Here is a 21,858-nt window from a genome sequence, read left to right on the forward strand (position 1 = left end):
CTGTAGCACAACCTGATCGGGCCGGTCGCACCAGCGACCGGCCCGACCTGCAATAACTTTCGGTCCGGGGGCGGGGGCTCATGTCAAAAGTGACGTCTATGTGGGAATGGATTCCGCCGTGGATCCTGACCATGCTGAATTTCGGGATGGCGTATCCCGACGGGGATGAAGACGACCTGTGGGCCCTCGGTGACGCCTGGAAACAGGCGGCGACCGACCTCGAGGCATTGATCCCGGATATCAAGGCCGCCACCGATTCCGCGCAGAAGTTCTATATCGGCGACGGCTCGGACAAGGTCGCGGCGGAATTCGCGAAGCTGTTCGGCGACAACCCGGAATCGGTGCACAACCTCGCCAAAGCGCTCGAGGATCTCGGCGAGAAGACGCGCGAGGCCGGGACCGAGGTCGAATACACCAAGATCATGGAGGCGACGTTCGCCGCGATCACGGCGTACAGCGTGATCTCCCTGATCGCGGCCTGGCCATGGGGTTCCGCGGCGGTGCCGGTCGCGCTGGCGGCCGGACGGGAAGCCGTCACGCTGGCCGCGGAGCAGGGTGCGCGACAGTTGGCGGCGCAGGTGGCGAAGGCCGGGCTGCGCAACATCATCAAGCCGTACCTCAAGGAAATCGGCATCACGGCTTTGAAAGCCGGTGGTGCGGGGTTGGCGCTCGACACCGGTATTCAGGGCTACCAGGTGCTGGACGGGCACCGGAACAACATCGATGTCTCACAGGCCGCCCGCACCGCGCTCGAATGGGGGATCGGTGGCGCGGTCGCGGCGGGCGTGAAGCCCGGCCTGACATCGCTCTTGGGCCACACCCCACTGGGCCTGGGCACACAGCGCTTCCTCGGTGGCGGATTGTCCGGGCTGGCGGGCGGTCTCGGCATGTACGGCACGGATATCGGCTGGAAGGTCGGCAGTCAGCTCGCCAACGGCGGGCTCGACTGGAGCAAGGTCAACACCAAGCTCGATCCGTCGATGCTCGCGGCCGGATTCGGCTTGGGGGCCGCACACGGGGTTCGAGGCGGCGGACGCACGCACGGCGAGACACCCAATGCCGAAGGCGGTACGCCGCGCCCGCAGGCATCCGAACCGAGCGGGCTCAAGCCCGAGGTCAAAACCGAAGCGCAACAACCACATCCGGAGGCCGTGCAACCCACGCACCCGGCCGGTGCCGAACCCGCCGCCATCGGCGGCAAGGAACCGGCCGGCGGTTCACACGCCAACGAGCTCAACAACGTTCGCGCCGAATCCGCACCCGCGGGCACCGATGCGAACTCGGCCCGCCCGCACACCGAGACACCGGCCGCGGTCGAATCACGCGGGGCGGCAACCGATTCCCCTGCCAAGGCCACCACCGATGGCCGCCCCGCACCCGTCGATCGCGCCCCCACCGGTCTCGCGGGCGACCAGAGCGGCCCGCGCAACGCTCCCGCTGCCGACCGCCCCGCAGGTGTCACACCCGAACGTCGTGACGCCCCCGGCAGCAGTCAGCCCGCAGCCGGCGACCGAACCCCCGCCCGCGCCGGACTGTCCGGCAACGGCGCGGAACGGCCGACGAATCTCGCTGCCGGACAACATGAACGACCGGCCGCCGAACGCCCGTCGGCGGATACCGGCCGCGGCGCGGGTCCGCACGAGCAAAGTCCCGTGGCACACGAGGTCGCCAAACCCCTCGAGTCGACCCATGAACCGAATCCATCCGGGAAGGAACCGAATTCTGGACAGCCGGAACGGAATTCGCCCCGGCACAACACCGATAGTGGCAAACCGGCGACAGAGCATGACGGCAAGCCAACTTCCGAGCATGAAGGTAAGCCGAACGCCGAGCATGAGGGTAAGCCGAACGCCGAGCACGAGGGCAAGCCGAACGCCGAGCACGAGGGCAAACCCACGCCGGAGCACAACGGTGAACCTCCGGCCGAGCACTCCGGTCGCGAGTCCCAGCCCGAGGAGCACTCACCGGCTGAACGTGCCGCTTCCGATACCACTCAACTCTCGGAAGGTACGAATCAGGAAGTCGCGAACACCCAGAAGGCCGAGGACGTCAACGGCTGCCAGGACCCGGTGGACGCCGCGACCGGCGAATTCTTCGTCCCCGAAACAGATCTCGAACTCCCCGGCGTCCTCCCACTGATCCTGGTCCGCCGCCACCGCTCCAACTACCGCCTCGGCCGCTGGTTCGGCCCCTCCTGGTCCGCCACCCTCGACACCCGCCTGGTGGTCACCGACCACGCCGTAACCCTCCTCGGCGAAGACGGCTTGGTCCTCACCTACCCCCACCCGGTCACGGACCAGCCCACCGCCCCACACTCAACAGCCTTGCGCTGGAGCCTGACCCGCACCGAATCCGGTGGCTACCGCATCTGGAACCCCGACCGCGAAGTCTTCCTCCACTTCGCCCCCGATCCCGCACTGAGCGGATTGGACACGGCCCTGGGCAATTTCGCCCTCACCGCCCTGACCGACCGCCACCACAACCACATCCGCTTCCACTACGACGCCGACGGCAACCCCACCGAAATCACCCACTCCGGCGGCTACCGAGTCCGCGTCACCACAGACTCCGGCCGCATCACCAGCCTGGCCGTAATCGACACCAAAGCCGGAACCACCATCCCCGTAAAGCATTTCGCCTACACCGCAGGCGAACTAACCGCCGTAACCAACTGCCACAACGGCACCACCCACTACACCTACGACCCCGTCCACCGCATGCTCTCCTGGACCGACTCCAACGCCAACAGCATGCACAACACCTACGACGCAGCAGGCCGCATCATCCGCCAAGTCGGCACCGCCGACATGATGAGCTGCACCTTCGCCTACACCACCCACCCGGACGGCACCACGCTGACAACGGTCACCAATTCCCAAGGCGCCCAAACCCACCGCACTTTCGACCCCGACCTCCGCCTCCGAGACCTGATAACCCCCGACGGCGCCCACACCCACTACGACTACAACACCGACCGCAACCCCACCCGCGTAATCGCCCCCGACGGCGCCATCACCCACTACGCCTACACCCCATACGGCGACGTCTCCACCATCACTCGCCCCGACGGCGCCACCCTCACCCTCGAATACCCGACCTACCACCGCCCGACCCGAATCGTCGACGTCGACGGCACTGTGCGGCAGCGAGAATGGGACGAGATCGGCAACCTCACGGCTGTGGTAGACCCGTTCGGCGCCCGCACCGAATACACCCACCACTCCAATGGTTCCGTGGCCACCGTCACCGAGCCCAATGGCGCCAGAACCACCATCGAAGTCGACGCCACGGGACTCCCCACCCTCATCATCGACCCGTTCGGCGCCCAAACTCGCCTCATTCGGGACGCTTTCGGCAGACTCTCCCAATTCATGGACCCACTCGGCGGGGTCACCACGAACACCTGGACTCCAGATGGGAAGCCCCTCCGTCACACGGATCCCAACGGCCACACCCAATCCTGGACCTACGACGGGGAAGCCAACCTTCTCACCCATTCGAATGCCGCAGGCGGGCTCACCCGCCATGCCTACGGAGCCTTCGATCTCGTCGTGGCAAGTACTGACCCAACCGGCGCTACCACGACATACACCCACGACACAGAGCTTCGTCTTACGGGAGTCACCAATCCGAACAGCCAAACCTGGCGATATCGCTACGATGCTGTCGGGCGTCTGGTAGCGCAGACCGACTACAACAGTGCCACAACGCAATACATGCATGACCTGACCGGGCGGATTACCACGGAGACGCCGGCAACCGGAGTCGCTCGCCACTACACCTATGACGTTATGGGGCGCCTCACCACTGTCACCGCTGACAGCGGCGAGTGGATACGGTACGCGCATGACCTGACCGGCAAGACGCTCACTGCGGTGAATGGCTACGGTGAAACGACGATTCACGTTGTCGACCTCGCTTACAACGATCTCGGTTTGCTCGGCTCGCAGCGCGTTGACAATCACCCTGCGACACTCTTCGGCCATGATTCGCATGGGCGGCGGACCCGTCGCAGACTCCCCAGCGGGTCGGAAACCCGTTGGCAATACGACGATCTCGGACGTCCGAACGGCCTCACGACCGACGGATATGGAATCGAATTCAAATACGATGCCGCAGGGCTCCTCACCGGTTGGCAGATGGGTGAGCTCGCCGTCGAACAGGCCCACGATCGGACGGGTCGAATTCTTCGTCAGGACGTCAGAGCTCAGCGGCCACGCAGTTCAGGGACTGACGTGGACGGTGTGATCGGCCACGCTGCCCGGGAGATCCGGAGCGACCAATATAGCTGGCGCGCTGATGGATACCTCACAGAGAACATCACGCGATACGACGGCGTCCGCTCCCGCCGCGACTACCATTTGGATTCGCTGGGTCGGGTCACCGCGCTGCGTCACAATGGAAAGACGATCGAGAACTACACGTACGACTCATTGAGCAATATCACCGCCAGCAGCTACCGGGCCTCGGATTCGGCTGACGAAATGCGTTCTGGCACTGACGATTCAGAATTGCGTCACCGGGAGTATCGAGGCAATCTGCTCGTTCGCGATGGGCGGCACAGCTTCCGCTACGACGCCTCAGGTCGCTTGATTCGCAAGACAACCACCAGGTTGTCCCGAAAACCTGAGGTGTGGCAGTACCGCTACAACGGTTTTGATCAACTCACCGACGTGCAGACGCCGGACGGTCAGCGATGGCACTACACCTACGACGCTTTCAACCGTCGCACCACGAAGCAGCGCCTCACTTGCGAAGGTGCCGTCCTCGAGCGTGTCGATTACACGTGGGACGGTACACAGCTCATCGAGCAGGTCATGGCCGGAGGAACCACGCGGTGGACCTACCATCCCAATACCTTTACGCCCCTCACTCAAACGATTGACCACAAGCTCCACGCCATCATCACCGACATGGTTGGAACCCCGATCCAGCTGATCGATCCTGTGACAGTTCGTTCCGCCGCTGCCGGGATGGGTGATCTCTGGGGTGGCATGGACTGGCGTGGCAGCGTCGCGATCCCATTGCGGTTTCCCGGTCAAATTCATGACGCTGAAACCGGATTTCATTACAACTTTCATCGACTTTACGATCCGGATACGGGTCGCTATCTGACGTCTGATCCGTTGGGTCTAGCACCGGCGCCCAATCCGAATATATATCCGTATAACCCCACCGGCTGGATTGACCCTCTCGGGCTCAAGTGCCTCAAAGAGAATGAAATATATCTCTATCGGGGTGTTCTGGAAAAGGAGCTCGTGGGATTGCTGGCGGATCGTAAATTCACGAATCCGATCGGTATAGAGACCAAATACTTCGCCTTGAGCGAGGAGGCTGCCAATGCCTATGCTAAGAATGCCTATAAGAACTGGCCGGCGGAGGGCCCGTATACAATCGTGAGAACCGTGATAGATAAAGGTTTGATTCCTGAAGAGAGCATGGTCGATCTGTCGGACAAGGGTGTAGGCACAGCGCTCGCTATCCCTACCGAACTGTTACCCGAGCTCGGTAGGCCTAGAATACTTCCCTACGGTATGAGATAGAGGTGAACCTCGTGGAATTGATATTTGCGGACAGGTTCGAGCGATATCTGGAGCCCTGGCGAGAAATGTTCGGGGAATCGGACGGTATCGAATACCGGCTGGGCGCGATGCCGGACGTCGGTTTCGGTAGCGATGCCATTCTGATGGCAGCCTTCCTTGCGCATGATCGCTATGGAGGGCGGGCGGTTCATGGGAAGGCTCAGGTCCTGGAGAATCTCCGTGGAGACGGGCTCCCGGACCTCATCCTGGCGACTCCCTTATACTCCCCGATTGTCGATGAAGTTACTGATCTCGAAATCACTGGAAGCAATATATCCGACATGTTCACCCAGTGCTTCGAGGAGGTGTCGCAATTCAACCGGGCGAACAACGTCATCGCCATAAAGAGGCTGCTGGTCCTTGTTTCTGCCCTGGGTTTCGAAACGATCCCTCCCGCTGTCGTCGCCCGATCGTTCTACCGTGCGTCGAAGTTATTTCCGGCCCTCTGGATCGACTGAACTGGTGATGACCGCATTCAATTCTGTGAACTGGTCAGATCTCTGCGGTGCCTGCGGGAAATTTGTAATCCGCGAGGTGCAGTTCAAGTACGGTCAGGTGCGGCAGCATAGATACGAGATCGGTGACGAGCTGGTCTGGGCGGCCCGTGGCATCGGCGACTTCACGGCCGAAACCGCTGTGGCCGAAGGCTATGCGTGCGAATGCCCGAACTGCGATTTCGAGCTCGGCGAGTGTGAGGTGCTGATAACCCACGGCAGGTTGATCGGCGTCCGACCGTTGACCGGAAGGTGGGATTTCCGGGGCGACGAGTACGTGGAGAACGTGGTCATCGATCAAGAACTTGGCCCGGAGGTTCAGCTCGCCCGTAAAGCTATGCGAACGTGGGCCAAACCCGCCGACGTTCCATCGGGCAGCGGCGTCGCCGAGCAACTGAATCTGATGAAATCCCTTGCCTGTAGGCAGATTACGTGCCCGAACTTCGCCAGATCCTGGTACGACGCCCGACGGCGCTCGCTCGACAACGGTGAGCGGGTACGAGACCCATTCGAACGCCTGCTCACCCGAGTGTTCTACGACCTGGAGGACTACCCCATCGACCCCTCCCTGCGAGAAGCTGGAGATATCACCGACGAGCGTCTCATCGACAATGTCCGAGATGTTCTGAAAGCACTCGCCCGGTTATGAAGAGGCGTCGCGGCGGGGGATGGCCGATGATGGAGTACGACAGCGATCAGGTTGCGAAACTGTATTTCGAAACCAGCTTTCTCGACGATCAGTCCGAAAGAGAATGTCCCGCATGCAAATCGATTGCGGTACGTGCATACATCTGGCGACACGACGGAGGTAGCCGCACAGTCCTCTTCTCGTACGCCTGGTGCAAGCACTGTCGACGATTCAAAGGCTGGACCACCGCGGACACCGGCGAGTTCACCTTCTCCGATCCAATCGAATCCCTCCCGGAGCCGGAGCGCGAGATCTACCGCCGCGGTGTCGCGAAACTTCTCCCGAAGCTCGACAAACTCTGGGATGAGGGAGAGCTTCCGCAGACGTTCGTCAGGGCGAGGTCGCCGAAGAAGCGATTGGGGAAGTAGCTGTGTGCGGCTCGGGGAGCGCTGGGCGGGGGTACGGTTCGAGTCCGCAGTACCTTCCGAAATCCATGATTCGTATCGTTCGGGCGGAGGCCGGTAGTGATCGGCTATTGAAATGGGTTGGGTACGAGGGAGTTACGATTCTGGACTTTGCTCGGGATCGTGAGTACGAGCTGGTTAGTGTCGGCCGCTTTCCGGTGGGTTCGGGCGGCACGATCGACTGGACCGAGACTCCCGGTGAGCTCGTAATCGCCACCGGCGACGATGGACAGATCGAATCGTTCGTCGATCGATTCATGCCGGAGTCTGATTCGTACGTTCTACTGTGGTCGAACTTCGCGATTCCCGGTGTGGTTGTCTCCGCCGCGAAGCTGGCGGACTACCTGCCGGACATTCTGGACCGGAACCCGGAGTTCTGGATCTACGGTCCTGGGAGTGGCGTGCTGCTCGAGAACACGTTCGCCGGAGTGGTCACCGTGTCGAGGATTCCAGGTGGGGAGGATCCGGTTCGGTGCAGGTGACGGTCGTTTCGAATGCGGATCCCGGGGCCGACGTGTGGGTGCGGGCGGATGGTGGACGGGCCTGGCCTGCTCGGTGGAAGGGGCGTGAATCCGTTTGCGCTGGAACGCGAGTGGATGTCGAGATGGATATCGACTCGATCGATTCGATCGTCGGGATCGACGGTGTCGAAGGCGCGGGTGAGGTTGCGGTGGTCGAGGGGCGGTTGACCGCTTGGGGGATCGTTTCGGGGGTTGGTGACGACGGGGTGTTCGGGCTGTTGATCGGGTCCGCGATGGTGTTGATCGAGTCGGATCTGGGGGTTGGGGTTCGGGAGGGGATGGTGGTTCGTATTGAGCCGGAGGCGATTTCGTTGTATCCGACCGGGATTTAGGGATACGCGAACGGCCACCGTCGCACTGGCGAGCGGTGGCCGTTCGGAGGTCGGGGCAGCGACCTAGAGGCAGATGTCCAGGATCGGGACCCACTTGCCGCCCTTGAGGGTGCACAGGGCTGCATTGATGAGTTCGCTTGCGCTGGAGCCGGTGCCGCCTACGTTGCTGGAGCCGGAGCCGCCGGAGGCGGAGTCGGCCGAGCCGGTGGGGGAGCTGTTGGTGGCGACCGGGGCGGCGTTGGGGGCCGGGTCGAGGGTGACCGGGGCCGCTGCCGCGGTGCCCGCGGTGGCGATGGCGGCGGCGATGGCGAAGGCGCCGACCGCGGCACGCGGCATGTGGTGTGCGAAGCGAGAATTCATCAGGTGTGCTCCTTGCAGGGGGAACCAGTGCGATCGCACCCTACAAGAGATGAAGCATGTGTGTTTCATAATCGGTGTAGATGATCGCGGCTGCCTTCGGCGAGTCAGCGGGCGCAGGTCATCGTGGTATTGAATTGTCGCCAGGTGCCGCCGGTAAAGCTGCAGATCAGTGGTAGGAGTACCCAGTTTGCGACCGATCCTGTGGATGATCCCGAGTTTCGTACGGCTGAGATCAATGCGTCGCCCAGGGTGGCTGACCCGGTGGTCGCGGCCCCCGGCTCGGCTATTGCCGTCGTGGATTGGGCCGGTTCGGTGGTGGTGATGACCGGCGCGGCCGCCGCGGCGCCGGTGGTGGCCAGGCTTGCGGCAATGATGCACGCACCCAGTGCGGTCAGTGGAATACGTTGTGTGCGGGGGGATTTCATCGTTTGCACTCCTTGTGTGGTGATGATCGATGAACCATACAAGAAGTGAATGGCTAGCGTTTCAGTATTGGCTACCTATGGAAAGACGGCGGGAGGGGATAACCCTTTTCGGTCATGACCTCGCGGGCGCGGTTCGGATAATCGGTGATCAGGCCGTCGACGCCTTGGTCCAAGACCAGGGCGATCACCTGTTTGTCGTTCACCGTCCAGGGGATGACCTTCAGGCCCAGGGCGTGGGCGCGGGCCACGTACGCCTCGGTGGTGGTGAGCTTGAAGTTCGCGTCGCCGGGCTTGGCGGTGCTGTCGGACGGGTTCAGGTAGCTGGGGGAGGAGATGTCTGCGCCGAGGGCCTTGATGGCCGCCAGGGGGTCGTCGCGGTGGTCGTCGTAGCTGATGGGGCTGAGCCACGGGCTTTCCGGTTTGAAGGTGGAACTGTCGTAGAGAGCCACGGTGGGGATCGTGGGATTCTTTGTCTTCACCAGCGGGAGGCTGCGCCAGTCGAAACTTTGGATCTCGACTTTCGAAGTGGCTCCGGCGGTGTCGATCGCGCCGAGGATGACGTCTACGAATTCGGCTGGGGTGGCGGATTGTTCGGGGTGCTCGGCCTCGAGCTTGGTTTCGATGTTGTAGCGCAGTACATCGAACGCGCCGGGGTAGGACTTCACCAGATCGAAGACCTGGGGTAGGCGGGCGATCTTGTTGCCCGGAAGTTCCTGTGCCTCCGGATAACCGGACAGCTTCTTGCCGCAGTCGAGTTTTTCGATTTGGGTGGAGGTGAGGTCGTGTACCAGTTTTCCGACGTAGGGGAACTGGAGATCGTCGAGGAATGCCGGGCCGGTGTCGGTGCATTTCTCGGGCAGGATTTTCGGGTCGTGCCAGACGAACGGGACCTTGTCCTTGCTCAGCACGATATCGAGTTCGAGGGTGCTCACGCCCAGTTCGATGGCCTTGGCGAAACCCGGGAGCGACTCCTCGATGGTCATGCCCCGGCCGCCGCGATGGGCTTGCAGGTCGAAAGCCCGCCCGGGGTCGGTATGGGAGGGTGCGGAGCTCGACACCGGGACCGACTTTTCGCCGCCGTCCCCGCACGCGGACGCGGCGAACACCACTCCCAAGATCAGAAAAGCGTGCCCGAGCTGCTTCGATCCCACCCTCGAAAACCCCATTGCCGGACTATAGCGACATTTCGCCGGTAACCGCGGGAGCCCATGTCGGGGGGATTCGGTACGCTCGCGGCCATGGGTGCGCTGGTTCCGGTGGAAGGGCTCGACGGTGCGGGTAAACGCACGCTGACCGATGCTGTCGTCACCGGCCTACGCGCCCGCGGCCTGCGCGTCGCGACCCTGGCCTTCCCGCGCTACGGCGTCTCCGTCTACGCGGATCTGGCGGCCGAGGCTTTGCGCGGACAACACGGTGATCTCGCCGATTCGGTCAACGGCATGGCCCTGCTGTTCGCCCGCGATCGCGCCGACGCGCGCGACGAACTCTCGAAACTGCTGGCGGACAACGACATCGTGCTACTGGACCGCTATGTCGCCTCCAACGCTGCCTACTCCGCCGCGCGGTTGAAGGAAGACGTCTCCGGCGAAATCGTGGCCTGGATAGCCGAATTGGAATTCACACGCTTCGCCCTACCTGTCCCAGATGTCCAAATTCTCCTGGATGTTCCGGTAGAACTGGCGGAGAAGCGCGCCCGGCAACGCGAAACGCAGGACGCGACTCGCGCACTCGACGCCTATGAAAAAGATGGTGGGCTGCAACGCCGCACCGGAACCGTCTACCGTGAGCTTGCCGAAACCAACTGGCACGGAACGTGGTGGGTGCATCGGAGCGGTGACGATCCGGCAACACTTGCCGCGCGGCTCGCGGAAATCGTTGGTGGATAGGGTTGGATGTGCGCCGACAGGTCACGAGTGTTGGCGTGGCGGCCTGATTGGAGCCGGAGAGGTGACAACATAGTCTTATGAAGCCCAAGATTCTGGTCGTCGACGACGATATGGCTCTCGCTGAGATGCTCACGATCGTCTTGCGGGGTGAGGGATTCGATCCTCACACCGTCGGTGACGGCACGCAGGCGCTGACAGCGGTCCGGGAGCTGCGCCCGGATCTCGTGTTGCTGGATCTCATGCTGCCCGGCATGAACGGAATTGACGTATGCCGGGTATTGCGAGCCGATTCGGGAGTGCCCATCGTGATGCTGACGGCGAAGACCGATACGGTCGACGTCGTCCTGGGGTTGGAGTCTGGCGCCGACGATTACATCGTCAAGCCGTTCAAGCCGAAAGAACTCGTTGCTCGCGTGCGAGCCCGCCTGCGCCGCACCGAGGAAGAGCCGCAAGAACTTCTGTCCATCGCGGACATAGTCATCGATGTGCCCGCGCACAAGGTGACCCGCGGCGGTCAGCAGATCTCGCTCACACCGCTGGAATTCGATCTCCTGGTCGCGCTCGCCCGCAAGCCGCGCCAGGTGTTCACCCGTGAAGTGCTCCTGGAACAGGTCTGGGGATACCGGCACGCCGCCGATACCCGCCTGGTCAATGTGCACGTACAGCGGTTGCGCGCCAAGGTGGAGAAGGATCCGGAAAACCCTGAGATCGTGCTGACCGTACGAGGTGTGGGCTACAAGGCCGGACCGCCGTGATCGCTGGCTCCAGAAACCGCGTACAGCGGTGGCTGGCAGTAGTGGTGGCCTGGTTTCGCACCGTAGGTGAGCGACTGGGCCACGTGTGGCGTGGTTCGCTGCAACTGCGCGTTGTCGTGTCCACCCTGACCCTGTCGCTGATCGTGATCACGATTCTCGGAGTCGTGCTCACCTCGCAGATCACCGACCGGCTCTTGGACGCGAAGATCAACGCGGCCGTCGAGGAGATGGGCCGCGCCCGAAATACGGTGCAGGCCACGCTCACCGGCGTGCACGACTCCAGCACCCAGCTGGCACGATTGGAGGATGCCCGCCGCGCCCTGGCCGGGGGCGGCGGCTCCCAATCCGGCGGCGCGGCAGGCAGTTACGACTCCGCGCTGGCCATGGTCGGGGACTCGCAATCGGAGCTGAGTGCCGGGCCGATTCAGGAAATACCCCCGGAGCTACGGCATTTCGTGCAGGAGCGCCAGGTCAGCTACCAGTTCGCGACGGTGTCCGATCCGGACGGCTATCGCGGCTCGGCACTGGTCATCGGCAGCCCCGCGGCCGACATTCCGACGCTGGAAATCTATTTGATCTTCCCGCTCACGAATGAGAAACGCTCACTCGACCTCATGCGCGGCACCATGCTCATCGGCGGCATCGTGCTGCTGGTCCTGCTCGCCGCCATCACCGCCCTGGTGACCCGCCAGGTCGTGCTGCCCATCCGATCCGCCGCCCGGATCGCCTCCCGCTTCGCCGACGGACGTCTGAAAGAGCGAATGCTCGTCAGAGGGGAGGACGACATGGCCAGGCTGGCCATGTCGTTCAATGAGATGGCCGAGAGTCTCTCGAACCAGATCACCCAACTCGAGGAGTTCGGAAACCTCCAGCGCCGCTTCACCTCCGACGTCAGCCATGAGCTGCGCACACCGCTCACCACCGTGCGCATGGCCGCCGACCTCATCCACGGTTCCAGCGATGACCTCGATCCGGCGCTCGCGCGCTCGGCCGAACTGCTTGTGAACGAACTGGATCGGTTCGAGGGACTGCTCAACGATCTGCTCGAGATCAGCCGCCACGACGCGGGTGTGGCCGAGCTGCAGGTGGAATCGCTCGACGTGCGCATGTGCGCGCGGGCCGCGGTCTCCACCGTGCGGCATCTGGCCAAGGAATCCGGTGTCGAACTGGTCGTCGACATGCCCGAGGAACCCCTTGTGGCAGAGGTCGATCCGCGCCGCGTCGAGCGGGTGCTGCGCAATCTGCTCGCCAATGCCATCGATCACAGCGAGGGCAAGCCCGTCCTCATGCGCATGCGCGGCGACAGCGATGCCAATGCCGTCGCCATCGTGGTGCGCGATCAGGGCGTCGGCCTGCGGCCCGGTGAGGAGAAACTGGTCTTCAACCGATTCTGGCGTTCGGACCCCTCACGGATGCGCCGTTCCGGCGGAACGGGTTTGGGCCTGTCCATCAGCGTCGAGGACGCCAACCTGCACGAGGGCAAACTCGAGGCCTGGGGTGAGATCGGCGTCGGCGCCAGCTTCCGCCTCACCCTGCCGCTGGTGCGCAGCAGGAAACTCGGCCTCAGCCCACTCCCGCTGGAACCGGCCAAGACTCGCGGCGGCATCACCCCCGAACAACTCGCCCTCGATATCGGCACCGTGGAAGCCACCCCGGACCACACCGATTCCACCCCGACCGAATCCGAACTCGCGGCCGCCGAACCCATCGATCCGGCCACCGGCGAACCCTACGAACTCGCCGTCGCCGAACCATACGAACCGGCGACGGCGGGACCCACCGCCGAAGCCGAAACCGCCCCTGCCGCATCGGTATCCGATAACGGCGACGGCGCGCAGACCGTGTTACCGCTCGCATCCGGCAGTACACCGCCGGACAGTCCCGATGACACCGTGCTCGCCGACAAAGGGGACGGAAAGCCATGAGGATGGGGAAATCGCGCCTCGCGAGGGCGCTGGTGGTTGTCGCATGCCTGGTGGGCCTCACCGCTTGCGCGAACCTACCGGATTCCTCCGCACCGCAGGCCCTGGGAACGCTGGACCGCCAGCCCACCAGTGCCGGTCCGACACCGCCCATTTCGGGCAGAGAACCGGATCAGCTACTCCGCGATTTCCTCCAGGCCACCTCCGATCCCACCAATCGGCATCAGGCGGCGCGGCAATTCCTCTCGCCCGCCGCCAATGTGCGCTGGGACGACGCCGCCGGCACCACCGTCGTGGACCGGCCGGACACCCTGCGCGAATCCCGCACCGCCGATTCCGCCACCTATGTGATCCGCGCCCGCAAGATCGGCGAACTCGCCGCCGACGGCGCCTACCGCGCCAGCGACGGCACCCTGGAGAACAAGGTCGAAATGGTGAAGGTCGACGGCGAATGGCGCGTCGACGAACTACCGCCCGGCGTCATCATCGAACAGAACGCGTTCGCCAAGTCCTATAAGCGGTATTCGCTGTTCTTCCCGAATCTCGCCGGAATGGCCATGGTTCCGGATCTGCGCTGGATCTCCGCGCGCAAGGACCAACTGCCGCAACGACTCATGGGACTGCTCGCCGAAGGCTCACAGGAGGCGCTCGCCCCGGCCGTGCGCAATCCGCTCTCCGGCCCGGTCACCCTGCGCGGGCCCATCACCAAGGCCAATGGCGAGACCGACAATGTCGGGGTCGGCGCGGGCGGGGTCACCGTCGATCTGGCCGGTGCCTCCGCGCTTGACCCGAAGGCCAAGGAGCTCTTGGCAACCCAGATCGTGCTCACCCTCGCGGGCGCGGAAGTGCTCGGCCCGTACATCCTGCTCGCCGACGGCAAACCGCTCGACGACCGCTACGCCGCCACCGGCTGGAACCGCGCCGACGTGGAATCCATGAGCCCGGACGCCATCGCGCACAACCGCGCCGGACTGCATGCGGTCCGCGACGGATCACTGGTCGCGGTCACCGAGAACGGCATCACCGCCGCCCCCGGCTTCTTCGGCACCACGCACACCCTGCAATCGGTGGCGCTGTCCCCGGACGGGCAATTGGTCGCCGCCGTCGCCAAATCCGGCCGCCCCGAACCGGAACCGGAACGCACCCTCATCATCGGCACCTATGACGGGCAGGGCTTCCCGGTCGCCACCGGCGGCACCTTCACCCGGCCCTCCTGGCCCGCCGACGGCACCTCCGCGTGGACCGTGGTGGACGGTGATCGGGTGATCCGCGCGGTGCACGATCGCAGCACCGGCAATGTCTCGGTGCAGGATGTGGACATCACCGAATTGACCGCCGCCGCAGCCAATGCCAACGCACCGCGCGGGCCGATCACCGAACTGCGCATCTCGCCCTCGGGCGCTCGCGCGGCCCTGATCGCCAACGGCAAGGTCTACGTCGCGGTGGTGTCACCGCAGTCGAGCACCAAGTTCGCGCTCACCGCGCCACTGCCCCTGGCGGTCGGTTTGAGCACCAATGCCGTCTCGGTGGACTGGCAGACCGATGAGCGTGTCATCGTCACGCGAGAAGGCAATGTGGACCCCGTAGCGGGCGTTCTGGTGGACGGCTCCGGCTTCACCCCGCAGACCACCCAGAACCTCACCCCGCCGGTGCGCGTCGTGAGCGTCTCACCCGACCACGAATACGTCGCGGACTCGCGTGCGGTGCTGGAACTGACCCGCAATCCCGAAGGCGGCGAATACTACTGGCGCGAAGTTCCGGGTCTCGGCGGCAATGCGGTCCCGGTGCTGCCCGGCTAGGCGCACACTGACCCCATGGGGGAACTGCTGGATCTGATCCTGCCGCGCTCCTGTGGCGGTTGCGGGGCAGGTGGCACGGCGTGGTGCGCGGATTGCGCGGCCGCGCTGTCCGGTCCGCCGATCCGCCTGCGCCCCAGGGCCGATCCCGGCGTGCCGTGCTGGGCGCTCGCGCCCTACCGGGGTGCGCCGCGGCGCGCGGTGCTGGCCGCCAAGGAACAGCGCCGGGCCGATTTGGCACACTCGACGGGGGTGGCCCTGGCCAGGGGGCTGGATCTTTTGCGCGACGGCTCCCGGCCGCTGATTCTGATCCCCGCACCCACCCGCAGGGCCGCTGCTCGCAGGCGCGGCGGTGACCCGGTACTGCGTTCCGCGCACGTCGCGGCGAGTTGGCTGCCCGATTGCCGATTGGTGCGCGTATTGGGTTTACGACCAGGTGTGCGCGATTCGGTCGGCCTGAATCGCAGCGACCGCCAGCACAATCTGCGGGGGCGGATCATCGTAGCGCCGAGCCGTGCCCAAACCCTCCCATTTCCGGCAAATGCCGAGGTAGTGCTCATCGACGACGTCCTGACCACCGGTGCCACAGTGACGGAATCGGTGCGTGCGCTACGCGAGGCGCGAGTGACCGTTCGTGCCGCGCTGGTTACCTGCCACGCTTGATTCTTCGAAATTTGCGTGAACACTGGCGGACAGGTCGCTGGCGAACTAGCGTGGCGATCAGACACCCGAACTCGAAGTTTGGAGGTGGCGCCTCGGACCAAGATGTGCCGAGCGATTTCGATCGGCACACGTTTCAATCCCGCCGCACGAGCGGATTGTGCGGCCAGATCCGGGAGGTACGCGTGACGACATCTTCACGACCTTCAGCGAAAAACGCAGACACTGCGCTGCTGGACGAATTCATTCCAGACGACCAACCCACCGGGGCCACCCAGGCGGAAGTCGTCGTCAAGGGACGCACGCTCGGCGAGGGCGGCGTACCCGAACATTTCCGAATCCACGTCGCGGACAAGCTCTCTCGGCTCGAGCGCTTCGATCCCAGCATCTATCTGTTCGACGTGGAGCTCACCCACGAGCGCAATCGTCGTCAGCGTAAGAACTGCCAGCGAATAGAGATCACCGCCCGCGGCAAGGGGCCCGTCGTCCGGGCCGAAGCCTGCGCGGACAGCTTCTACGCCGCCCTCGAATTGGCGGTCGAGCGGCTGGAGGGCCGGTTGCGCCGGCTCAAGGACCGTCGTCGCGTACATCATGGGGACAAGACACCGATCTCGGTGTCGCAAGCGACGGCCGGGCTCATCGACGATTCGCTGTTCATGTCACCGAACGGGTCGTCCGGCGTGCATGATCACGCGGCCGAGGAACTGGACGGCGAAGCCGGTCCGGGACACGTCGTCCGTACCAAGACCCATCCCGCCATCCCCATGACGGTTGACGACGCCCTCTACCAGATGGAGCTCGTCGGCCACGATTTCTTCCTGTTCCAGGACAAGGAGACCGACCGACCGTCGGTTGTGTACCGCCGCCACGCCTTCGACTACGGGATAATCCGTCTCGCATAGCGGCAGGTGAACTCTGGTTCGACCGGGGCTTCACCCAAGCCCCGGTCCCTTGCTGTTACAACTCGTATCAGATACAACTGAGTCGTGACCAACAAGGGCGCTCGTCGCGCAGTAATCGTGTCCGGTGCGCGGACCCCGTTCGTGCGGGCGTTCAGCGACTACACCCGGATGGACTCCATCGACCTCGCGGATATCGCCGTACGCGGACTCCTCGAACGGACCGGGCTGTCGAAGGAACTCGTCCAGGCGATCGTGTGGGGCGGGGTGATCCTGCCCAGTGCCGCGCCGAATATCGCGCGCGAGATCGCACTGGATCTGCAATTGGATCCGGGGTGCGAGGGGTACACCGTCACGCGGGCGTGCGCTTCGGGGCTGCAGGCCGTCACCTCGGCGGCCGCGGCCATCGAACGCGGTGAATACGACATCATGATCGCCGGTGGCAGTGACTCCACCAGCAATGCGGAAGTGAAGCTGCCGCAGAAGGTGGTGCACGCCGCCGCACCGCTCGCGCTGGGCAAGCCCAAGGCCAAGGATTACCTCACGGCCGCAGCGCAATTGGCGCCGTTCATCGATCTGGTGCCGCGCCGGCCCAAGATCGAAGAGCGCACCACCGGCGAGGTCATGGGTGAGAGCGCCGAGAAAATGGCTCGCATCCACGGCATTTCGCGCGCCGCGCAGGACGAGTTCGCCGCGCGCTCACACCATCGCGCCGCGGCCGCCATCGAATCCGGGCGGTTCGACAGCGAAGTCCTGTCCGTCACCACGCCCGAGGGCAAGACCGTCACCCGCGACGGACTGGTCCGGCCGGGCACCAGCGTGGAGAAATTGGCCACGCTCGCACCGGTATTCGCCAAGGGCGGCACCGTCACCGCGGGCAATGCCAGCCCGCTCACCGACGGCGCGTCCGCGGTGCTGCTCATGAGCGAGGAGAAGGCCCGCGCCCTCGGCTTCGAACCCCTCGCGGCCTTCCGCTCCTGGAGCTACGTCTCGGTCGACCCCCGCGACCAGGTGCTGATCGGCCCCGCCATCTCCATGCCCCGCGCCCTCGACAAGGCCGGATTGTCCCTGGCGGACATCGATTTCGTCGATATCCACGAAGCCTTCGCCGCCCAGACCCTGTCCGTCGTCTCGGCCCTGGCCAGCACCGACTGGGCCAAACAGCGCCTGGACCGCGACACCGCCGTCGGCGAGATCGACCCCGCCACCCTGAATATCCACGGCGGCTCCGTCTCCCTCGGCCACCCCTTCGGCGCCACCGGAGCCCGCATGGTCACCACCATGGCCAACGAACTCGCCCGCTCCGGCAAATCCACCGCCCTCCTCGGCATCTGCGCCGCCGGCGGCATCGGCGCGTCAGCGGTCCTCGAACGCGTCTGACCCATCCTGCTCCGAAACCCCGGTCTGCTCAGGCAGATCGGGGTTCGGTCTATTCGGCGGGGTTGCCGGGGGTGAAACGTTCCCAGTGGATGGCGGATTCGAGGGGGCGGCGGGTGCGCCAGCCGAAGCGCTCGAGGTCGGGGATCTGCTGGAATTCGGTGACCGGGCCGACGCAGAGCCAGGCGACCGGTTTGATGTGGTCGGGGAGGTCGAGGAGATCGGCCAGGACCGGGGTGTCGTAGAAGCTGACCCAGCCGACGCCGATGCCCTCGGCGGTGGCCGCGAGCCAGAGGTTCTGGATGGCGAGGATCGTCGAGTAGATACCGGTTTCGGGGACCGTCGCGCGGCCGAGGATATGCGTGCCGCCGCGAGCTTGATTGTGGGTCACCACGATTCCGGTGCCGGATTCGGTGATGCCCTCGATCTTGATCGGGTTGAACGTCTCCGAGCGATCAGCGGGGAGGGCGTCGTTGAATTCGCGGCGCTTATCGGCGACGTGATCGGCGAACTTCGACAGCATCGCCCGATCCCGGATCACGATGAAATCCCAGGGCATGGAGTTGCCGACACTGGGGGCGCGATGCGCCGCTTCGAGAATCCGCAACAGCGTGGGGTCGTCCACGACTTCGCCGGTGAACTCCGCGCGGACATCGCGGCGCAGGCGGATGGCGTCGTAGACGCTGAGACATTCTTCGGGGGCTATCGGACCTTCGGCACACACGCCGACCAGTGAACCAGGCCGCACGCCCCGCCTTCCTGGCAGCCCACACGCCCCGCCCCGAAGTCCTGGCACGCGTGCCCCCTCGTCATCCCGGCATGCTTTTGGCCGGGATCCACACCCCGCCCCGGACGCGGCCCGGATATGACTGTGCCCCCACCGGTGAGGGTGAGGGCACAGTCATGGACTACTCGTTCAGCCGACGAGGGCGGGCTCGCGGCGGCGCAGGCGCTTGCGGCCCTGGGCCAGGGCGGTGCGCAGGCCGGTGCGGCGACCCGTGGTGGGGTCGACCGTCGCGACGCCGCCGAAGATCTTCTCCGACTTGGTTTCCGGGGCGTCATCGGCACTGCGGAACAGGTACTTGTTCGGCAGCGACAGCTTCATGATGGTGCGCCACGACTTGAAGTACTGCACCGGCAGCGAACCGGTGGTGTACGGCAGGTCGTACTTGTCGCACATGGCGCGCACCCGCACCGCGATATCGGCCAGCCGGTTGGACGGCAGATCCGGGAACAGGTGGTGTTCGATCTGGTGGCTCAGGTTGCCGGACATGAAGTGCAGCAGCTTGCCGCCGGAGATGTTGGCGCTGCCCAGCATCTGGCGCAGGTACCACTCGCCCTGGGTCTCGTTCAGCACATCGTGCTTGGTGAACTTCTCCGCACCGTCCGGGAAGTGCCCGCAGAAGATGATGGCGTTGGTCCACACATTGCGCATGACGTTCGCGGCCAGGTTCGCGGTCAGCGTGCCGAAGAACGCGGGACCGGTGAGCAGCGGGAACAGCAGGTAATCCTTGCCAGCCTGCTTGCCGATCTTCTTGAGCACCAGCGCGCGGTCGGCCTCGAACTGCTTCCATTCGGGGCTGTCCTTGGCCCACTTCTTCTTGGCGACCTTGCCGAGCTCCAAATGCTGGATGGCGACGCCGTATTCGAAGAAGCTCTGCAGCAGCAGGTTGTAGATCGGCTGGCCGAGGTAGAACGGGCTCCAGCGCTGATCGCGGGTGACGCGCAGCAGGCCGTAGCCGATATCGTCGTCCATGCCGAGCACATTGGTGTACTTGTGGTGCAGGAAGTTATGCGTGATCTTCCAGTGCTCGGACGGTCCGGCGTTATCCCATTCCCACGAGGTGGAGTGGATTTCCGGATCGTTCATCCAATCCCACTGGCCGTGCATGACGTTATGGCCGATCTCCATATTCTCGATGATCTTGGCCGTGCCGAGCAGTGCCGTGCCCGCGATCCAGGCGGGCGGGAACAGGCTGAAGAAAAGCGCTCCGCGCCCGCTGATTTCGAGGGCGCGCTGGAGACGAATAACGCGGCGGATGTAACGCGCATCGCTTTCGCCCCGGGAGGATTCGATTTCGCGGCGGATGGCATCCAGTTCCGCGCCGATAGCTTCGACATCCTCCGGGGTGAGGTGTGCGTATTCCTTGACATCCGAGATCGCCATGCAACTTACAGTACCGTAGGTTACGGCTCCGTAGGTTCCGAGCGAGTGAATCCGTAACGTGTCGAACGCCGCATTGCGTTCGATATCGTAACCTGCTAGCGCGAACGCCGCAGCATTTGCTTCAGCGAGCGCCGCCGCCCGGCCTTCTCGGTGAGCAAAGCCTTTTCGTGCCTTGCCTTTTCCTGCAATGCGGCCTTGGCCTCGCGCAGTACTTCCTTCTCGTGCTGGGCCTTCTCCTTGAGCGCGGTCTTGGCCTCCTGCATGGCCGAACGCAGTCCGCGCCGCTCACCTGTCACGGGGTCCACACCAGCCCAGTTGTGCTCGGCCAGCCACTCCTGACCGTCCTGCAGCGACGGCATAGCGGGCAATGCGGGCAGCGTGATACCGGCGAATTTGCGCTCCGAGGAAGTCTCCGGCGCGTCATCGGAAGTCCGCTTCAACCACTGATCCGGCAGCGCCAGTTTGTGAATCGTCCGGAATGCCAGCAGGTATTGCTTACCGATCGAACCGGTGGTGTACGGCAGGTCGTACTTGTCGCACAGTTCCTTCACCTTCACCGATACCTCGGCATACCGATTGCTCGGAATGTCCGGGAACAGATGATGTTCGATCTGGAAGCTGAGATTGCCGCTCATCAGCGCCATCGCCGGGCCCGCCTCGAAATTGGCGCTGCCCAGCATCTGCCGCAGATACCATTCGCCCTGCGTCTCGTTCTCGAACTGCTCCTCGGTGAACTTCTCCGCACCGTCCGGGAAATGCCCGCAGAAGATGACGGCGTACGCCCACAGATTGCGCACCAGGTTCGCGGTGGCATTGGCCTTGAGCGTGGACTTCCACGCCGGACCCGTCAGCGCCGGATAGATCACGAAATCCTTGACGACCTGCTTGCCCGCTTTGCGCCAGAACTCCTTGTTCGGCTCGGAGAACCAGTCCTTGGGATCCACGCCCTGCTGCTCTTTGACAGCCGAAAGATCGTGCAGCGCAATGCCCCACTCGAACAGCGCGGCCAGCACCAGATTCGCCACCGGCTGCGCCAGGTTGATCGGCTTCCATTCCTCATCGCGCGTCATGCGCAGAATGCCGAAGCCGAGATCCTCATCCATATCGAGGATGTTCGTATAGGTGTGATGCGAGTAGTTGTGCGCGGTCTTCCACTGCGCCGAGGTACCCGTCATATCCCACTCCCACGTGGTGGAGTGGATCTCCGGGTCGTTCATCCAATCCCATTGCCCGTGGCTGATGTTGTGCCCGAGCTCCATGTTCTCGATGATCTTGGCGACCGACAGCAGCGCGGTGCCGCCCAGCCAGGCCCACCTGTTCTTGCTCGCGAACAGGGTGGCGCGCCCGGCAGCCTCCAGCACGCGCTGGGCGCGAATGACGCGGCGAATGTACTTCGCGTCCTTCTCGCCGAGCGAGAGCTCGACATTTCTGCGAATGGTGTCGAGCTCCTGACCCAGGGTCTCGATATCCGCCTCGGTGAGGTGAGCGAACGTCTTGATGTCGGTGATGGCCACCGGCGGTCCTTCCGTGGTTGAACTGCCTCACGCCGCTGGGGCGGATTCGCGGCCCCGAGCGGGGCCGCGGTCAGGC

Annotated in this window: 19 protein-coding genes; 14 read left to right on the forward strand and 5 right to left on the reverse strand. The window is 64.2% G+C overall.

Annotation, left to right across the window (positions count from 1 at the left end):
* Positions 1-98 precede the first annotated feature (98 nt).
* The 6 genes from ACFC4D_RS41925 to ACFC4D_RS41950 all read left to right on the forward strand — a co-directional run bounded on the left by ACFC4D_RS41925 (position 99) and on the right by ACFC4D_RS41950 (position 8,021).
* On the forward strand, positions 99-5,543 hold the full coding sequence (locus tag ACFC4D_RS41925; RefSeq protein ID WP_376071972.1) for a DUF6531 domain-containing protein: 5,445 nt from the start codon (positions 99-101) through the stop codon (positions 5,541-5,543).
* A gap of 11 nt (positions 5,544-5,554) precedes the next feature.
* Entirely contained in the window at positions 5,555-6,040 is a 486-nt protein-coding gene (locus ACFC4D_RS41930; RefSeq protein ID WP_376071975.1) for a hypothetical protein, read from the forward strand.
* 7 nt (positions 6,041-6,047) lie between these two features.
* Positions 6,048-6,725 carry a hypothetical protein gene (locus ACFC4D_RS41935; protein WP_376071978.1) on the forward strand — a complete coding sequence of 226 codons (678 nt, stop codon included), beginning with the start codon at positions 6,048-6,050 and terminating at the stop codon, positions 6,723-6,725.
* Positions 6,726-6,751: 26 nt separating this feature from the next.
* Complete coding sequence (locus ACFC4D_RS41940; RefSeq protein ID WP_376071981.1) at positions 6,752-7,132, forward strand: hypothetical protein; 381 nt, start codon at positions 6,752-6,754, stop codon at positions 7,130-7,132.
* A gap of 65 nt (positions 7,133-7,197) precedes the next feature.
* Positions 7,198-7,650: a hypothetical protein gene (locus ACFC4D_RS41945; protein WP_376071984.1), complete on the forward strand. Its 453-nt coding sequence runs from the start codon at positions 7,198-7,200 to the stop codon at positions 7,648-7,650.
* A gap of 110 nt (positions 7,651-7,760) precedes the next feature.
* A complete protein-coding gene (locus ACFC4D_RS41950) occupies positions 7,761-8,021 on the forward strand; it encodes a hypothetical protein (RefSeq protein ID WP_376071987.1) in 261 nt (86 codons plus the stop codon).
* A 63-nt stretch (positions 8,022-8,084) separates the two neighbouring features.
* Here ACFC4D_RS41950 and ACFC4D_RS41955 read toward each other — a convergent pair whose 3' ends face one another.
* The gene (locus ACFC4D_RS41955) at positions 8,085-8,381 is read right to left on the reverse strand and encodes a hypothetical protein (protein ID WP_364639614.1); all 297 of its coding nucleotides are present in this window, start codon (positions 8,379-8,381) and stop codon (positions 8,085-8,087) included.
* A gap of 144 nt (positions 8,382-8,525) precedes the next feature.
* Here ACFC4D_RS41955 and ACFC4D_RS41960 point away from each other — a divergent pair, with 144 nt between their 5' ends.
* Positions 8,526-8,855 carry a hypothetical protein gene (locus ACFC4D_RS41960; protein ID WP_376071990.1) on the forward strand — a complete coding sequence of 110 codons (330 nt, stop codon included), beginning with the start codon at positions 8,526-8,528 and terminating at the stop codon, positions 8,853-8,855.
* Positions 8,856-8,877: 22 nt separating this feature from the next.
* Here ACFC4D_RS41960 and ACFC4D_RS41965 read toward each other — a convergent pair whose 3' ends face one another.
* On the reverse strand, positions 8,878-9,972 hold the full coding sequence (locus ACFC4D_RS41965; RefSeq protein ID WP_376071992.1) for a glycerophosphodiester phosphodiesterase: 1,095 nt from the start codon (positions 9,970-9,972) through the stop codon (positions 8,878-8,880).
* 72 nt (positions 9,973-10,044) lie between these two features.
* Here ACFC4D_RS41965 and ACFC4D_RS41970 point away from each other — a divergent pair, with 72 nt between their 5' ends.
* The 7 genes from ACFC4D_RS41970 to ACFC4D_RS42000 all read left to right on the forward strand — a co-directional run bounded on the left by ACFC4D_RS41970 (position 10,045) and on the right by ACFC4D_RS42000 (position 18,104).
* On the forward strand, positions 10,045-10,692 hold the full coding sequence (locus ACFC4D_RS41970; protein WP_376071994.1) for a dTMP kinase: 648 nt from the start codon (positions 10,045-10,047) through the stop codon (positions 10,690-10,692).
* 77 nt (positions 10,693-10,769) lie between these two features.
* The gene (gene mtrA, locus ACFC4D_RS41975) at positions 10,770-11,447 is read left to right on the forward strand and encodes an MtrAB system response regulator MtrA (protein ID WP_364639602.1); all 678 of its coding nucleotides are present in this window, start codon (positions 10,770-10,772) and stop codon (positions 11,445-11,447) included.
* Positions 11,448-11,491: 44 nt separating this feature from the next.
* A complete protein-coding gene (gene mtrB, locus ACFC4D_RS41980; protein ID WP_376071997.1) occupies positions 11,492-13,372 on the forward strand; it encodes an MtrAB system histidine kinase MtrB in 1,881 nt (626 codons plus the stop codon).
* Positions 13,369-15,168: an MtrAB system accessory lipoprotein LpqB gene (gene lpqB, locus ACFC4D_RS41985; protein ID WP_376072000.1), complete on the forward strand. Its 1,800-nt coding sequence runs from the start codon at positions 13,369-13,371 to the stop codon at positions 15,166-15,168. Before mtrB ends, lpqB begins: the two co-directional genes overlap by 4 nt.
* 15 nt (positions 15,169-15,183) lie before the next feature.
* The gene (locus tag ACFC4D_RS41990) at positions 15,184-15,828 is read left to right on the forward strand and encodes a ComF family protein (protein ID WP_375965829.1); all 645 of its coding nucleotides are present in this window, start codon (positions 15,184-15,186) and stop codon (positions 15,826-15,828) included.
* Between the two features lie 227 nt (positions 15,829-16,055).
* Positions 16,056-16,727, forward strand: coding sequence for a ribosome hibernation-promoting factor, HPF/YfiA family (gene hpf, locus ACFC4D_RS41995; RefSeq protein WP_364640470.1), 672 nt, complete (start codon positions 16,056-16,058; stop codon positions 16,725-16,727).
* 84 nt (positions 16,728-16,811) lie between these two features.
* Positions 16,812-18,104, forward strand: coding sequence for an acetyl-CoA C-acyltransferase (locus tag ACFC4D_RS42000; protein ID WP_376072002.1), 1,293 nt, complete (start codon positions 16,812-16,814; stop codon positions 18,102-18,104).
* Between the two features lie 49 nt (positions 18,105-18,153).
* Here ACFC4D_RS42000 and bluB read toward each other — a convergent pair whose 3' ends face one another.
* From bluB to ACFC4D_RS42015, 3 genes are all read right to left on the reverse strand, one after another.
* Positions 18,154-18,825: a 5,6-dimethylbenzimidazole synthase gene (gene bluB / locus ACFC4D_RS42005; protein ID WP_375965834.1), complete on the reverse strand. Its 672-nt coding sequence runs from the start codon at positions 18,823-18,825 to the stop codon at positions 18,154-18,156.
* 192 nt (positions 18,826-19,017) lie between these two features.
* Positions 19,018-20,268 (reverse strand): fatty acid desaturase family protein, encoded by a 1,251-nt coding sequence (locus ACFC4D_RS42010; RefSeq protein ID WP_375965837.1) that lies wholly within the window; start codon positions 20,266-20,268, stop codon positions 19,018-19,020.
* A 95-nt stretch (positions 20,269-20,363) separates the two neighbouring features.
* Positions 20,364-21,782 (reverse strand): fatty acid desaturase family protein, encoded by a 1,419-nt coding sequence (locus tag ACFC4D_RS42015; RefSeq protein ID WP_375965840.1) that lies wholly within the window; start codon positions 21,780-21,782, stop codon positions 20,364-20,366.
* Positions 21,783-21,858 lie beyond the last annotated feature (76 nt).

The sequence above is a fragment of the Nocardia sp. NPDC056000 genome (genome assembly GCF_042269265.1).
Classification (GTDB): domain Bacteria; phylum Actinomycetota; class Actinomycetes; order Mycobacteriales; family Mycobacteriaceae; genus Nocardia.